The sequence below is a fragment of the Micromonospora sp. SL4-19 genome, from assembly GCF_047921475.1.
Lineage (GTDB): Bacteria > Actinomycetota > Actinomycetes > Mycobacteriales > Micromonosporaceae > Micromonospora.
In genome coordinates, this window is record NZ_JBLROB010000035.1 from 25,074 (window position 1) to 39,997 (window position 14,924).

Below are 14,924 nucleotides of genomic sequence, written 5' to 3' on the forward strand. Positions count from 1 at the left end.
ATCAGCGGGGCTGCCACTTGGTCAGGCGGCGCTCGACGGCCGTGAGCACGGCCTCCGCGAGCAGCGCCAGGACCGTGGTGATGATCATGGCGGCGTAGATGCCAGCCGCGTCGAACGTGCCCTGGGATTGCGAGATGAGCAGGCCGAGGCCCTTGTCGGCACCGGCGTACTCGCCGACGATCGCGCCGATGAGGGCGAAGCCGAAGGCCGTGTGCAGGCTGGCCAGGATCCAGGTGGTCGCGCTGGGCAGCACGACGGTACGCATCAACTGCGAGCGGGAGGCCCCGAGGATGCGGGCGTTGTCGTCGATGACCTTCGACACCTCGCGGGCGCCCTGGAACGCGTTGAAGAAGACGCCGAAGAAGACCAGCACGAACGCGGTGGCCACCTTCGAGTTCATGCCCAGGCCGAACCAGATGACGAAGAGCGAGGCGAGCACGATGCGCGGGATGGCGTTGGCGGCCTTGATGAACGGCGCGAGGACGTCGGCGAGAAATCGGGCCCGCCCGAGGACCACGCCCATCGCCACGCCGGCCACGGCGCCGAGCGCGAAGCCGAAGACGGCCTCCTGCAGGGTGTAGGAGATCTGGGTCCAGATGGAGCCGACGGCGGTGCCCTCGGTGAACCAGACGATCAGCTTCTGCCAGATGGCGCTGGGCGAGGAGTAGAAGAACGGGTCGATCCAGTAGGTCGCGGCGAGTTCCCAGGAGCCGAGCCACAGGGCGACCAGCGCCAGGCGCGCCGCCAGGATGCCCCAGCGGATCTTGCGCCGCGCCGACGCGAGGACGGGGGTCTCGACCTGGGCCGGGGATTCGGCCAGGGCGATGTCAGCCACGGGAGGCTCCCTTCTTGCGGGCGATCTCGACCTCGTCGCGCAACGGTTCCCAGACCTTGCGATAGAGGTCGAGGAAGTGCGGGTCGAGGCGGATCTCGTCGACGTTGCGGGGCCGGGGCAGATCCACCGGGACGACCGTCTTGACGGTGGCCGGTGCCGCGGTCATGACGACGACCCGGTCGGCCAGGGCGATCGCCTCGGTCAGGTCATGGGTGACGAAGACGACCGCCGCGCCGGTGCCCGCCCACAGCCGCAGCAACTCGCCCTGCATGAGTTCCCGGGTCTGCACGTCGAGCGCGCCGAACGGCTCGTCCATAAGGATGATCTCGGGCTCGGTGATCAGGGTCTGCGCCATCGCCACGCGCTTGCGCATGCCGCCCGAGAGCTGGTGGGGGTAGTACTTCTCGAAACCGGCGAGGCCGACGGCGTCGATCCACTTCTGCGCCCGGGCGCGGGAGTCGGCCTTCGACACCCCGCGGTAGCGCAGGCCGAGGGCGATGTTGTCGCTGACCGTTCGCCACGGCAGCGTCGCGTCCTGCTGGAACATGTATCCGACGGTGCGGGGGATCCCGGTGACCGGGGTTCCGCCGACGGCTACCGTTCCCGCGCTCGCCGGCTCGAGGCCGGAGATCAGCGACAGGGTGGTCGACTTGCCGCAGCCGGTGGGACCGACCACGGTGACGAACTCCCCGGGCGCCACGTCGAGCGTGACCTCCCGCATCGCCGTAAAGGAACCGCCGTTCGTGGCCGGGAAGATCTTGGTCGCCCGATCCAGCCGGATGGCGGGTGTGCTCTGGGTCATAGCGGCAGACCGTAACTGTGGCGGAGAGGTTTCCGCGCGGTTTCGTCCATTGCGCGGCCAACTCGCGTAGATCCCTTTTTGCGCGTTCTGCTCGCCATGTTTGCGCAGGTAGCGTGGCATGCGTGAAGCGACGCCCCCTCCGCTTGGCCACGCAGACGATGCTGCTGTGCGTGGTCGTCGTCGCGGTCGTGGCCGCCGCCGGATTCACGCTCGCCACGCTGCTGCTCCGCAACGAACTGGAGCAGCAGTACGAGCAACGGGCGCTGGCCGTCGCCCGCTCGGTCGCCCAGCGTCCGGGGCTCGCCGAGGCGGTCCGCGCCGGCACACCGTCGGCCGGTGGAGAGGTGCAGCGGTACGCCGAGCAGGTGCGCGCTGCGACGGATGCGTCGTTCGTCGTGATCACCGACGACCACGGCATCCGCTTCTCGCACACCGACGCACGGCTGATCGGCGAACACGTCAGCACCGACCCCTCCGGGCCGCTCGCCGGCCGCGAGGTGGCCAACGTCGAGCGCGGCACGCTCGGGCTCTCCGCCCGCGGCAAGGTGCCGCTGCGCGATCCATCCGGGGCCGTCGTCGGGGAGGTCAGCGTAGGTATCGATGCCGACGAGATCGATCATCGCCTCCAGGAGCTGCTGCCGGCCGCGGAGGTCTTCACGGCCCTGGCCCTCGGCGTCGGCATCGGCGGAGCGGCGCTGCTCGCCGTCCGCCTCAAACGGCGCACTCTCGGCCTGGAACCCACGGACCTCGCCGACCTGGTCCGCGAACAGGTCGCGGTGCTGGAGGGCGTGCGCGACGGAGTGCTGGCGGTGGACGCGGGGGGGACGGGTGAGCGTCTGCACGGAGCAGGCGGCACGCCTGCTGACCCAGCCGGTGACGCCCGGCGCACCGGCCACCGAGGAGGTGCTCGGCCTGCTCGAGGACCGCACCCCACTCACCAGTGGCCTACGGCTGCTCGGCGAGCGCGTCGTGGCGGTCACCCGCCGGCCGGTCCGCCGCAACGGCCAGGACCTCGGCATCGTGCTGACCCTGCGCGACCACACCAACCTCGACGACATGGCGCGCGAACTGGAGTCGACCCGGGCCCTCACCGACGCGCTGCGCGCGCAGGCGCACGAGCACACCAACCGGCTGCACGCCCTGAGCGGGCTGCTGCACCTCGGCCACACCGGCCGCGCGCAGGCGTACCTGCGAGAGCTGACCGCCACCACATCGGTCAGCGCGCCGCCGGGGCGGATCGGTGACCCGTACCTGGACGGCCTGCTGGCGGCCAAGACGGCGGTGGCCTCCGAGGCCGGGGTGACCCTGCGCCTGGGTGAGGACACCTGGATGCCCGGGCGGCTGACCCGCCCGCTGGACGTGTTCACCGTGTTGGGCAACCTGGTGGACAACGCGATCCGCGCGGCTGCGTCGGGGGAACACCGACCCGCGTGGGTCGAGGTGAGCCTCCTGGCGGAGGAGCGCGACCTGCACGTCTACGTGGTGGACAGCGGTGACGGGGTCGCCCTGGCGGACCCCTTCGTGCCCGGGGCGTCCACCAAGGAGGAAGCCGGCCGGGGGCTGGGGCTCGCGCTGGCTCGCCGCACCGCCCGCAACCACGGCGGGGACGTCCGGATGGGCCCGGTCGCCCCCGGCCAGGGCGCGGTGTTCGTCGCCGCACTGCCCGGGGTGCTGAGCCCCGCCGCCGCACTCGCCTGGGAGGGCGCTGAATGATCCGGGTACTCGTGGTGGACGACGACTTCCGGGTGGCCGCGTTGCACTCGTCCTTCGTCAGCCAGGTGGCGGGCTTCGCCTCCATCGGTGTCGCGCACACCGCGGAAGGCGCCGTGGCGGCCTCCGCCGACCTCAAGCCCGACCTCGTCCTGCTGGACCAGTACCTGCCCGACGGCCTGGGCACCTCGGTGGTACGTGACCTCGCCGCCGACGTCATCATGCTGACCGCCGCCGACGACTCGGTCACCGTCCGCGCGGCCCTCTCCGCCGGCGCGCTGAACTACCTGGTCAAGCCGTTCACGCCCGCTCAGCTCGGGGAGCGGCTGCTCGCGTACGCCCGGTACCGCAGCCAGTTGGCCGGCGAACGCGGCCTCGGGCAGGAGGAGATCGACCGGGCGATGGCGTTGCTGCACGACGCGGACGCTCCCGCCGCCGGACTGCCGAAGGGCCGCTCCGCCGTGACCGCGCAGCGGATCCTCATCGCCGTCCGGGATGCGGTCGCCCCGATGACCGCGGTGGAGATCGCCGACGCGACCGGGGTTTCCCGCGCGACCGCCCAGCGCTACCTGGCCGACCTCGCCCACAACGGCAAACTGGAGCTGAGCCTGCGGTACGGATCAGCCGGACGCCCGGAGCACCTGTACCGGTGGCGCGGCACCACCCGCCCCGGCAGCTGAGACGCACCTGACACACCGACGCGACATCTGGTGTTGCCCGGATGATGGGAGCGCCATATATGGTGTCTGACGCAGCTGGTTCGGCCGCTTCTCCAAGGCGGCCGAGGCAAGAGGGAACCCGGTGGGAATCCGGGACTGCCCCGCAGCGGTAAGTGGGAACGACCGCCGTCATCAGCACTGGGCCACCAACAGCCTGGGAAGCGACGGCCAGTAGGAGACCGGCGAACCCGGTCCCGCCCGCGAGTCCGAAGACCTGCCAGCGCGCCGCACGTCCACCCTGGGGCGTGCGACGGTCCGAGGCCGCGTGGGACGGCCGACGCCACGGGACACCGTCATGCGGCATGTCCCCAGGTGTCTGCTCCCACGCGCCGAGGCCGACCCGGTCTCGAGCTCGCGAGGAGTGAGTAGTGACAGTCACCGAGGTCAATCCGTCTATCGACGCGGCGCCGGACAACGAGGCCCCGCCCGGGCAACGCCGGGTGCAGATGCACGTCCGCAAGCGCAACGGCAGCACCGAGCCGGTCGACGTCAACAAGATCGTCCGGGCGGTCGAACGATGGGCCGGGGACCTCACCGACGTCGACCCCTTACGCGTGGCGACCCGCACCATCAGCGGGTTGTACGACGGCGCGACCACCGACGAGCTGGACCGGCTGTCGATCCAGACCGCGGCCGAGTTGATCGGCGAGGAGCCGCAGTACTCCCGCCTCGCCGCCCGCCTGCTCGCCGGCTACGTCGACAAGGAGGTACGCGGGCAGGGCATCGCCTCGTTCAGCCAGGCGATCCGGCTCGGCCACGCGGAGGGGCTCATCGGCGACGCGACCGCCGACTTCGTCGCCACCAACGCGCGCAAGCTCGACGACGCCGTCGACCCCGACGGTGACCTGCGGTTCGAATACTTCGGCCTGCGCACCGTCTACGACCGGTACCTGCTGCGCCACCCGACCAGCCGGCTGGTGCTGGAGACGCCCCAGTACTGGCTGCTGCGGGTGGCCTGCGGGCTGTCGCGCACCCCGGGCGAGGCCATCGACTTCTACCGGCTGATGTCCAGCCTGGCATACCTGCCGAGCTCGCCGACGCTGTTCAACTCCGGCACCCGGCACACCCAGATGTCCTCCTGCTACCTGGTCGACTCCCCCCGCGACGAGCTCGACTCGATCTACCAGCGGTACGGGCAGGTGGCCAACCTGTCCAAGTTCGCCGGTGGGATCGGCATCGCCTTCTCCCGGGTTCGCGCACGGGGCGCACTCATCCGGGGCACGAACGGGCAGTCCAACGGCATCGTGCCGTGGCTGCGTACGCTCGACGCGAGCGTCGCCGCGGTGAACCAGGGCGGCCGGCGCAAGGGCGCGGCCTGCGTCTACCTGGAGCCGTGGCACCCGGACATCGAGGAGTTCCTCCAGCTGCGGGACAACACCGGCGAGGATGCCCGGCGGACCCACAACCTCAACCTGGCCAACTGGATCCCGGACGAGTTCATGCGCCGGGTGGAGACGGACGGGATGTGGTCGCTGTTCGACCCGGACGAGGTGCCCGAGCTGCCGGACCTGTGGGGGGCGGAGTTCGACACCGCGTACCGGGCGGCCGAGGCGCAGGGCCGCCATGTCCGGCAGGTCAACGCCCGCGAACTGTACGGGCGGATGATGCGTACGCTCGCGCAGACCGGCAACGGGTGGATGACGTTCAAGGACGCCGCGAACCGGCTGTGCAACCAGACCGCCGAGCCGGGCAACGTGGTGCACCTGTCCAACCTGTGCACCGAGATCGTCGAGGTGTCCAGCGACACCGAGACCGCGGTGTGCAATCTCGGCTCCGTCAACCTCGCCGCCCACCTGTCCGACGACGGCATCGACTGGGAGCGGCTGCGCGCCACGGTACGCACCGCGGTGACCTTCCTCGACCGCGTGATCGACATCAACTACTACCCGACCCCTCAGGCGGCGGCGAGCAATCCCCGCTGGCGGCCGGTCGGCCTCGGGCTGATGGGTCTGCAGGACGCCTTCTTCGCGCTCCGGCTGCCGTTCGACTCTCCGGCCGCCCGCGAGCTGTCCACCCGGATCAGCGAGGAGCTGTACCTGACCGCCCTGGAGACCTCCGCCGACCTCGCCGAGCGGTTCGGTCCGCATCCGGCCTTCGCCGAGACCAGGGCCGCGCGCGGCCAGCTGCAGCCGGACCTCTGGGGCGTCGCCGGCACCCAGGCGCAACGGTGGGACGCGCTGCGGCAGCGGGTGGCCGCGCACGGGCTGCGCAACTCGCTGCTGGTCGCGGTCGCGCCGACCGCCACCATCGCCTCGATCGCCGGCTGCTACGAGTGCATCGAGCCGCAGGTGTCCAACCTGTTCAAGCGGGAGACGCTCTCCGGGGAGTTCCTCCAGGTCAACACCGCCCTCGTCGCGGAACTCAAGGCTCGCGGGCTGTGGACCGAGCGGATCCGGACCGCGATCAAGCGCGCCGACGGGTCCGTCCAGGACGTCACAGAACTGCCGGCGGAGGTGCGGGAGCTGTTCCGCACCGCGTGGGAGCTGCCGCAGCGGGCGTTGATCGACCTGGCCGCCGCCCGCGCGCCGTTCATCGACCAGTCCCAGTCGTTGAACCTGTTCATGGCCGCGCCGACCATCGGCAAGCTCTCCTCGATGTACCTGTACGCCTGGAAGGCCGGCCTGAAGACCACCTACTACCTGCGCTCCCGCCCGGCCACCCGGATCCAGCAGGCCACCGTGCCGGCCCGCGTCGGCGCCATCGCGCCGGTGGCGACCGACGAGGAGGCGCTGGCCTGCTCGCTGGAGAACCCCGAGGCGTGCGAGGCCTGCCAGTGACCATCCCGAGCGACACCACGACGGAGACCACAGCCATGCTGCTCGACCCCGGGATGGACCTCACCCTCCGCCCGATGCGCTACCCGCACTTCTTCGACCGCTTCCGCGACGCCATCCGCAACACCTGGACCGTCGAGGAGGTCGATCTGCACGCCGACCTGACCGACCTCCACCGGCTCACCCCGGCCGAGCGGCACCTGGTCAGCCGGCTCGTGGCGTTCTTCGCCACCGGCGACACCATCGTCGCCAACAATCTCGTGCTCAACCTCTACCAGCACGTCAACAGCCCCGAGGGCCGGCTCTACCTGTCCCGCCAACTCTTCGAGGAGGCGGTGCACGTCCAGTTCTACCTCAACCTGCTCGACACCTACGTGCCCGACGAGGCCGAACGCGCCGCCGCCTTCGCCGCCGTCGAGAACATCCCGTCGATCCGACGCAAGGCCGAGTTCTGCTTCCGCTGGATCAACTCCATCCATGATCTGCGGGAGCTGCGGACGAAGCAGGACCGGCGGGCGTTCCTGCTCAACCTGATCTGCTTCGCCGCCTGCATCGAGGGCCTGTTCTTCTACGGCGCGTTCGCCTACGTCTACTTCCTGCGCTCCCGCGGCCTGCTGCACGGCCTCGCCTCCGGCACCAACTGGGTGTTCCGCGACGAGTCGATGCACATGGCGTTCGCCTTCGACGTGGTCGACACCGTACGGCGGGAGGAGCCGGACCTGTTCGACGACGACCTCGCCGACCAGGTCCGGCAGATGCTCACCGAGGCCGTCGAGTGCGAGGTGCAGTTCGCCGAGGACCTGGTCGGCCAGGGTGTGCCGGGACTGACCCTGGCCGACATGCGCCAGTACCTCCAGCACGTCGCCGACCGGCGGCTGGCGCAGCTGGGTATCGGCGCCCACTACGGCTCGACCAACCCGTTCGCCTTCATGGAGTTGCAGGACGTGCAGGAGCTGTCCAACTTCTTCGAACGCCGGGTGTCGGCGTACCAGGTCGGGGTGAGCGGCACCGTCGCCTTCGACGACGACTTCTGAGCCGCGGCCGCTCGGGACGGCGGTGAAACCGCCCCGAGCGGCCGCCCCACCCGGGGCAGGGGATACCTCACAGCCGGCCCTCGCCGCCGGCCGAGAAGCGATCGGCGACGGATATGCTGTCCGGCGGCGCTGGTTCGCCCGGTCACCCCCGGGCGTCGTAAGAGGGAACCCGGTGGAAGTCCGGGACTGCCCCGCAGCGGTGAGTGGGAACGACCGCCGTCATCAGCACTGGGCCGCGTGCGGCCCGGGAAGCGACGGCCAGTAGGAGACCGGTCCGCCGGTCGTGCCCGCGAGTCCGAAGACCTGCCCGCGCCGCGCGCACGAGGTGTGCGCGCTGCCGTCGACCTCGCGGGTGGGTCGGGCGGGTGATGCGCCGTACGTGAGCCGTCCGGCGTGTCCTCGACGTGCGCACCCCGGAGCCGGCGGCGCGCTTCCCGAGGACGGACGAACCACAGTGCCCGACACCACCACCATCGCCGGCCGCGCACCGTCGGCATCCCACCTGACCCTTTCGCAGATCATGGACCAGCACCACACCAACCTGATGGGTACGGTCCACGGCGGCCGGATCCTCAACCTCATCGACTCCGTCGCCGGAGTGGTCGCCGCCCGCCACTCCGACGGGCCGGCGGTCACCGCGGCCATCGACGAGACCGCCTTCCTCCGCGCGGTCCGGGTCGGCGACGTGGTCCACGTCGACGCCCGGATCACCTGGGCCGGGCGCAGCTCGATGGAAGTGGCGGTCAAGGTCACCGCCGACCGGTGGGACCGGGCGGTGCCGCCCACCGACGTGGCGACCGCGCATCTGGTCATGGTGGCGGTCGACGACGCGGGCCAGCCACGCCCGGTGCCACCGCTGCTCCCCCAGACCGACGGTGACCGGCGCCGGTACCGCGAGGCGGAGATCCGCCGGGACCACCGGCTGACGCTGCGGCGGGCACTGCTCGACGGTGCCGGGGAGGGCTGAGTGATGTTCGGTCTCTCCGTGGCGACACTCGCCGGCTACCTCGCCGCGATCGTCGTACTGATGGTCACTCCTGGTCCGGACATGATGTTCGTCCTCGCCAACGCCGCCCGCTACGGCACCCGCGCCGGGTTGGTGGCCGCGCTCGGCGTCGCCGCCGGGGAGGCGGTCCACGTCGCGGCGGTCGTGTTCGGACTCGCGGCGGCGATCTCCGCCTCGCCGGTGCTCTTCACCGCGATCCGCTGGGCCGGCGCGGCGTACCTGATCGTGCTCGGGGTGCGGGCGCTGTGCGGCTCGAGCGGTCCCGGCGCGACCGCGCCGGGTCACGATGGTCGAGCCGAGCGGGCGTTCCTGCGTGGGCTGGTGACCAACCTGCTCAACCCGAAGATGATCCTGTTCAGCGTCGCGTTCCTGCCGCAGTTCGTCGAGCCGGCGGCGGGCAACGTCACCGCGCAACTGGTGCTGCTCGGCGGGTTGTTCGTCGCGGTGCAGCTCACCGTCGACATCGCCCTCGGCGCCGGTGCCGGGCGGCTCGCCGGCCGACTGGCCGACGGCCGCTGGTCGCGGCAGATCAATCGGATCTGCGCGGTCGCCTTCGTCGCCCTCGGGCTACGCCTGGCCGCCGGCTGACTTTTCTGGCCCGCCTTGGACGGGTCGTGACGGCGGGAGGCTTCGACGAGTATGGGGCAGAAATGCGGCGGAGGGGCTGCCGAAGCAGCCCCTCCGCGTGTTTCACCTTGCTGTCAGCGGAGCTTGAACTTCGCGGTGACGCTCGACCCGTCAGAGGTCGTGGCCGTTACCGCGTAGCAGGCACCGGGTGTGGCGGGCGTCTTCCAGTTGTAGACGAACTGACCGCCGTTCAGGTCGTACCTCAGCGACGTGGCACCGCTGCTGACCGTGTCGACCTCCTCCATCCGAGCGCCGGAGTCGCACGTGACCTGGGTGGCGCTCATCGTGACCAGCGCCGGGTTGGTCAGCTCCGTCTTGCCCGAGAAGACCTGGAACTTCATCGGCACGGTGCTGCCGGCCTTGACCGTGTTGAACACCCCGTCCATGCCGATCGGGCTGTAGAAGCCCTTCACCGTCCATGGCAGCACGGTGTACGACTGCACGGCCGTGCCCACGTTGCCGGCGGCGTCGGTCGCCGTCGCGAGCAGGATGTGCGTGCCGACCTCGGTGCTGTAGCCGCTGACGACACAGCCCGCCGGACCGGAGAGGGCGTCGCTCGCGGTGCAGGTGGGCGCGGGCGGAACCGAGCCGAAGTACACCTCGCCGATCGAGGAGGCGAACGTCGCCGTCGGCGCGGTCGTGTCGACCTTGACCGTGGCCTCCTTCGGCTCCTCGACGTTGTCGCTGGTGTCGGTCGAGCGGAACTCCACCCGGTTGGTGCCGTCCCGGACGACCGCGACCGGCGTACCCGGGTAGGTCGTCCACTCACCGCCGTTGAGCCGGTACTGGCTGCTGGCCACGGCGAACGCGTCCTTCGCCTCGAGCGTGAAGGACGGGGCCGTCGTGTACCACCCGTTGTCACCGTTCGGCTCCGCCGGCGACCAGGTCAGGGTCGTCGTCGGGGCCACGGTGTCCTTGCCCACGGTGAGGGTCAGCGTGGTCCGTGTGGTGCCGGCCTCGCTGACGTAGTCGGGCAGGATCAGGTCACCGACGATGGTGTAGCGACCGGGGGTCTTGACGATGTTCTCGTCGAAGTTCCAGTTGACGCCGATGGCCTGGTTGTCCCGGGATCCGTCGTTGTAGGAGACCTCCACCTTGCTGGGCAGGTAGGGCTGCTCGCCCACCGCCACGGCCTGCTCGAACGTCTCGGCGCCCTGGATCGAGATGCCACCCTGGGACATCTCGGGCCGCACGTACACGCGGGCCTCAGCGATCAGGCCGTACGCGTCGTTGGTGCCGTAGACCACGAACGGGTCGACGTTGGTCTCCGCGACCATCTCGGGCGTGATCGGCTGCCACTTGAACGCGACCTTGCCGCGGGCCCCGCTGGCGTAGATCCCGTCGAGCTCACTCGGCAGCGTGGGCACGTCGCCCACGCCGGTCCGGATCAGCACCGGCGAACGCACCGAGTCGACCGTCTCGCCGTTCGCGCGCCAGCGCAGCACGCCCGTGCCCGCGCCGGTGCCCTGAACGCCCCAGATGCGGATGCGCAGCCGGTTCGTCGTGATCGGTTCGAAGTCGAAGTGGTTGTAGGTGTTGGTGGCCAGACCGTTGGCGTACGTCGACCCCTTGGTCAGGGTGACCGGCGTCCAGGTGGTGCCGTCCGAGGAGGTCTCGATGGCGTAGGTCGTGGCGTTGGGCCGGCGGGTGCCGCCGTTGTCGTCGTACCAGTAGATGTCGGTCGACGACAGCCGCACCGGCGAGGTCCAGGCGTACTGGATCCACGCCGCCTGCGCGACGCTGGTGCCGTTCTGCGTCTGGCCCCAGTTGCCCCAGCCGTTGCCGGTGCCCGGGTTCGAGCTGCTCGGGTTGCTGGCTTCGTTGACCCGCTGGTGGTTCTCCCACGACGCGGTACCGCTGGTGGTGACCGTTGCCGACGAGCCGAACTCCGCGGCGACCGCCCGCTTGGTGAGGGTCACCGCCACGGTTGCCTCCGACCGCTTGTCGCCGTCGTTGGCGACGAAGCGGAACACGTAGTCACCGGCGAGCGTGCCGGTCACCCGGGTGGCCAGCGCCTTCGGGTCGGCGAAGATGACGCCCGCGCCCTGCGGCGCCGAGACGGTCTCCCAGCCGAAGCTGAGCTCGTTGTCGTAGGGGATGCCGTCGTCGGTGGCCGTGCCGACCAGCCTGGTGGACAGGTTGCCGTCCGCCGAGCCGTCGCGGGTGGCGGTGACGACCGGCGCCTGGTTCGAGACGGCCGGCACGTCACGACCCGAGTTGAACACCTGGACCTCGGCGATCGCCGTGTAGTAGGTCGGGCTGTTCGTGAACGCGATGCGCACCTTGTTCGACGTCACGGTCTTGAAGAGCGCCTCGTTGAACTTGGCCGCCGGGACCGTCGGGTTCTTGAACTGGTCCGGCACCTCCTTCCAGCCACCGCTGCCGTTGGGCACCTGGACCCACCAGCGCGAGGGCTCGTGGTAGCCGCCGGCCTGGCGGTCGCTGACGAAGGTCACCTTCACGTTGTCGAAGGACTTGGCCGAACCCAGATCGAGCTCGATGTAGCCGTTCTTCTCGGTGGTGCCGTAGTTGCCCCAGAACGGCTCGTTGGCGGTGACGCCGTCGGTCACGGCGGCCAGCGACGCCGGACGCTCGGGCTCCTTGGTCGCACCGGGGGTGTAGTTCATCGAGGTGGTGCTCCAGCCGGGGGTGTGGAACTGCCGCCACGGGGTCGGCCGGGCGCCCTGCTGGGTGTACGACGAGCTCAGGGCGGCGCCCTTCGCCAGGTTCGGAGCGTTCTCGGTGAGGTCGATGCCGGCCGTCTTGAGGTAATCGACGACGCGGTCGTCCTTGATCGTGGTGTTCACCGCGCTCGGGAAGTTGCTCCCGTTCGTCGCGGTGAAGGTGACGGTCACGCCGTCCTCGGCCTGGACCTTGTTGGTGTTCGGGTCGTAGGTGAGCTTGCCGAGCTTGTCGGTGCTGACCTTCTTCTCGCCGTCCAGGAACAGGCTGTAGCCGGCGCCCAGACCGTACTTGCTGCCGTCGGGGTCCCAGACGATCGTGACGTCGTGCCCGTGGTAGCGCAGGTTGTTGGCCATGAAGTGCTCGTAGCCGAACTTGATCGGCCAGAGCTCAATCTTGTCGTCGGAGCGCGGCTGCAGGCCAGCCATGTCCTCGACATAGATGTAGTTCATGTTCCCGAGCATCACGTGGTTCGGGTTGTTGCGGTTGTAGGTCTTCGTGGTCGGGTTCCAGTTGGAGTAGTACTCCGACTGGTTCGGGACACGAACGTCAGCGCCCGGGTAGATGCTCCAGGCCATCCAGTCCAGCAGCCGCTTGGCGTACTCCGGAGTGATGTACTTCTGCTGCGGGTCGTAGTGGCGCAGTGCCGAGCGGACGCCGCGGTACTGCACGGTGAAGTTGATGTTGGAGAAGTTGTTGGAGCCGCCGATCCCGTAGGCGGCCCGGTCGTACTGGTTGGCGGTGTAGAACGGGAAGATCGGGAAGTTGTCGCCGTAGGTCAGGAAGCGGTACCCGTCGACGTACTTCTGCCACTGGTCGAACGGAATGAGGTTCTCGGCGTAGACGTCGTAGAGGTTCGACTCCTTCGCCGGGATCAGGTTGCGGGCCGACGCGGGCAGCGGGTTGGCCCGGCCGTTGGAGCTGGCCGCGCTGGTGGCTCCGTACGACGTGCCGGCCAGGAACATCCGCATGTCGGGGCTCCACAGCTGGCTGAGGATCGCGTCGCGGGTCCCGTCGGCGGCGGTCGCCATCTCGTTGACCTTGGCCGGGTCGGCCCCGGCGATCTGGTAGAGCTGCCGGGCGGCGTCGAGCGCGCCCCACACGTACGCCGACTCGGGGCGTTCGATCGTGCGCGCGCCGGGGGCGCTGGCGTTGGACTTCGGGAAGCCGAAGGAGATGGCGTCCGCGTCGTTGCCCGGCATGTAGTTGGTGTCGTACGCGATGAGCTTGTTCTTGTTGCCGTCGTAGTGCTCGAGCTGGCCGATGCCGTCGCCCTCGAAGTAGTGGGCGAACTTGTCGGCGATCTCCTTGCCACCACCGTGCACGTTGTAGGCCTCGAGCCCCGAGGTGCCGATGTACTGCGAGTAGTGGTTGTTCCAACTGGTGTGACCGGGGCTGTCCAGGAAGGCGGAGGAGCCGGACAGCTCGCCGATGTTGAGGATCTGGCCGTACGGCAGGTAGGGCGTACGCAGCCACTTGGTGTCCTGCAGGTGCATCGGCTGGGTCAGCGCGATGGCGTTCTGGTAGAGGTTCGACCCCTCGACCGTGGTCGGGTACTGGTAGGCGTAGCCGGGGGCGTTGGCGTCGAGGCTGTTGTAGCGCTCACCCCACCAGCGGTAGACGATGGCCTTCTCGACCGCGGGGTCGGGGACGTTGATGTAGGGGACGTCCTGGGCCCAGCGGCGGTTGAACTCGGTGATGCCGGTACGCACGGCCTGGGCCGCCGGCATCGCGGCGTACTCCTTGTAGCCCTCGACCGTCTTGGGCAGCGTGGCCGAGGAGACGGCGCCGACGACCGACAGCGACACCGTGCCGCCGGCGGGCACCGTGATCTCACGGTCGAGGTTGGTGCCGCTACGGGTGAAGCCCGCACCGGTGAGGTCGATCGTGACGCTGTTCCACGGGGTGTCGACGAGGCCGTTGTTGGCGCCGCTGGTGATGGTGCGGGTGCCGGTGAGCTCGCCCGCACCCTTGCCGGCCTGGGTGGCCAGCGGCGACGCGGCGCGGACGGTGAACGTCGCCGGCGAGCCGCCGGGGTTGGTGAAGTCGATGGCGGTGACCGCGACGTTGTCGTAGGTGATGAACTTCGTCAGGTCGGCGGTGACTCCGGTGGTGCCGATCGTGTACCGGCCCTTGGCGTGGCTCGGCGCGTTGAAGCGGTTCGCGCTGACCTCGGTGACGGTCTGCCCGGGCACCGTGACGGTGTACAGGTTGCCGAGGTTGTTCGGGCCACCGACGTACGTGCTGCCGGCGAAGCCCATGGTGGTGAAGTTGTTGGTGCTCGCGCCGCGCATGTACAGGGAGCGGCCCCTGGTCATCAGCACCGCCGACCCGAGCGTCCCGCGGACGCCCAGCACGCGGTCGAGGTAGTAGTCCGTGCCGCCGGCGGCGAGGTCCTTGTCGAAGATGGACTGGTGCATGTTCGAGGCCGTGAACGGCACCCCGGGCTTGAGCTGCGCCGCGACCTCGGCCACGTTGTTGTAGACCGGGTCCCCGATCTCCATGACGTGGTTCTGCCCGTTGGTGTAGACCCCTACGTCACCCTCGTTGCCCGGCAGGATCGGGCCGGCGGCATGGGCCGCGGAGGGCGTGCCGACCATCCCTCCCACCACCAGCGCAGTAAGGGCGGCCCAGACAGGCGCCCTCCTCACGCGTCTACTGCTCATGTTCGACCTCCTTGATATCGGTGCGGCTGGGGCTTGGGGGCGCGCCCAGCGCACCTTGCGGTGGTGGTG

Annotated in this window: 9 protein-coding genes, 1 pseudogene and 2 riboswitches; of the genes and pseudogenes, 7 read left to right on the plus strand and 3 right to left on the minus strand. The window is 69.9% G+C overall.

Features of this window, described 5'->3' with window-relative positions:
- Position 1: 1 nt before the first annotated feature.
- Positions 2-835 (minus strand): ABC transporter permease, encoded by an 834-nt coding sequence (locus ACNAVT_RS27770; RefSeq protein ID WP_416300445.1) that lies wholly within the window; start codon positions 833-835, stop codon positions 2-4.
- A complete protein-coding gene (locus tag ACNAVT_RS27775) occupies positions 828-1,637 on the minus strand; it encodes an ABC transporter ATP-binding protein (RefSeq protein ID WP_416300447.1) in 810 nt (269 codons plus the stop codon). The genes ACNAVT_RS27770 and ACNAVT_RS27775 overlap by 8 nt, the downstream gene beginning before the upstream one ends.
- Before the next feature lie 158 nt (positions 1,638-1,795).
- Between ACNAVT_RS27775 and ACNAVT_RS27780 the strand changes: the two are divergent.
- From ACNAVT_RS27780 to ACNAVT_RS27810, 7 genes and pseudogenes are all read left to right on the plus strand, one after another.
- Positions 1,796-2,215: pseudogene (locus ACNAVT_RS27780) on the plus strand (sensor histidine kinase); the annotation flags it as partial.
- 250 nt (positions 2,216-2,465) lie between these two features.
- Positions 2,466-3,350 (plus strand): sensor histidine kinase, encoded by an 885-nt coding sequence (locus ACNAVT_RS27785; RefSeq protein ID WP_416300449.1) that lies wholly within the window; start codon positions 2,466-2,468, stop codon positions 3,348-3,350.
- Positions 3,347-4,027: a response regulator gene (locus ACNAVT_RS27790; protein ID WP_416300450.1), complete on the plus strand. Its 681-nt coding sequence runs from the start codon at positions 3,347-3,349 to the stop codon at positions 4,025-4,027. The genes ACNAVT_RS27785 and ACNAVT_RS27790 overlap by 4 nt, the downstream gene beginning before the upstream one ends.
- A gap of 59 nt (positions 4,028-4,086) precedes the next feature.
- A riboswitch (cobalamin riboswitch) is annotated at positions 4,087-4,303 on the plus strand.
- A gap of 209 nt (positions 4,304-4,512) precedes the next feature.
- Positions 4,513-6,843 carry a ribonucleoside-diphosphate reductase subunit alpha gene (locus tag ACNAVT_RS27795; RefSeq protein ID WP_416300476.1) on the plus strand — a complete coding sequence of 777 codons (2,331 nt, stop codon included), beginning with the start codon at positions 4,513-4,515 and terminating at the stop codon, positions 6,841-6,843.
- A 35-nt stretch (positions 6,844-6,878) separates the two neighbouring features.
- Positions 6,879-7,874, plus strand: a complete 996-nt coding sequence (locus ACNAVT_RS27800; protein WP_416300478.1) for a ribonucleotide-diphosphate reductase subunit beta — start codon at positions 6,879-6,881, stop codon at positions 7,872-7,874.
- A 158-nt stretch (positions 7,875-8,032) separates the two neighbouring features.
- A riboswitch (cobalamin riboswitch) is annotated at positions 8,033-8,179 on the plus strand.
- Positions 8,180-8,328: 149 nt separating this feature from the next.
- Positions 8,329-8,841, plus strand: coding sequence for an acyl-CoA thioesterase (locus ACNAVT_RS27805; protein ID WP_416300452.1), 513 nt, complete (start codon positions 8,329-8,331; stop codon positions 8,839-8,841).
- A gap of 3 nt (positions 8,842-8,844) precedes the next feature.
- The gene (locus ACNAVT_RS27810) at positions 8,845-9,468 is read left to right on the plus strand and encodes a LysE family translocator (protein ID WP_416300480.1); all 624 of its coding nucleotides are present in this window, start codon (positions 8,845-8,847) and stop codon (positions 9,466-9,468) included.
- Between the two features lie 113 nt (positions 9,469-9,581).
- Here ACNAVT_RS27810 and ACNAVT_RS27815 read toward each other — a convergent pair whose 3' ends face one another.
- Positions 9,582-14,855, minus strand: a complete 5,274-nt coding sequence (locus ACNAVT_RS27815) for a PxKF domain-containing protein (RefSeq protein WP_416300454.1) — start codon at positions 14,853-14,855, stop codon at positions 9,582-9,584.
- Positions 14,856-14,924: the final 69 nt, after the last annotated feature.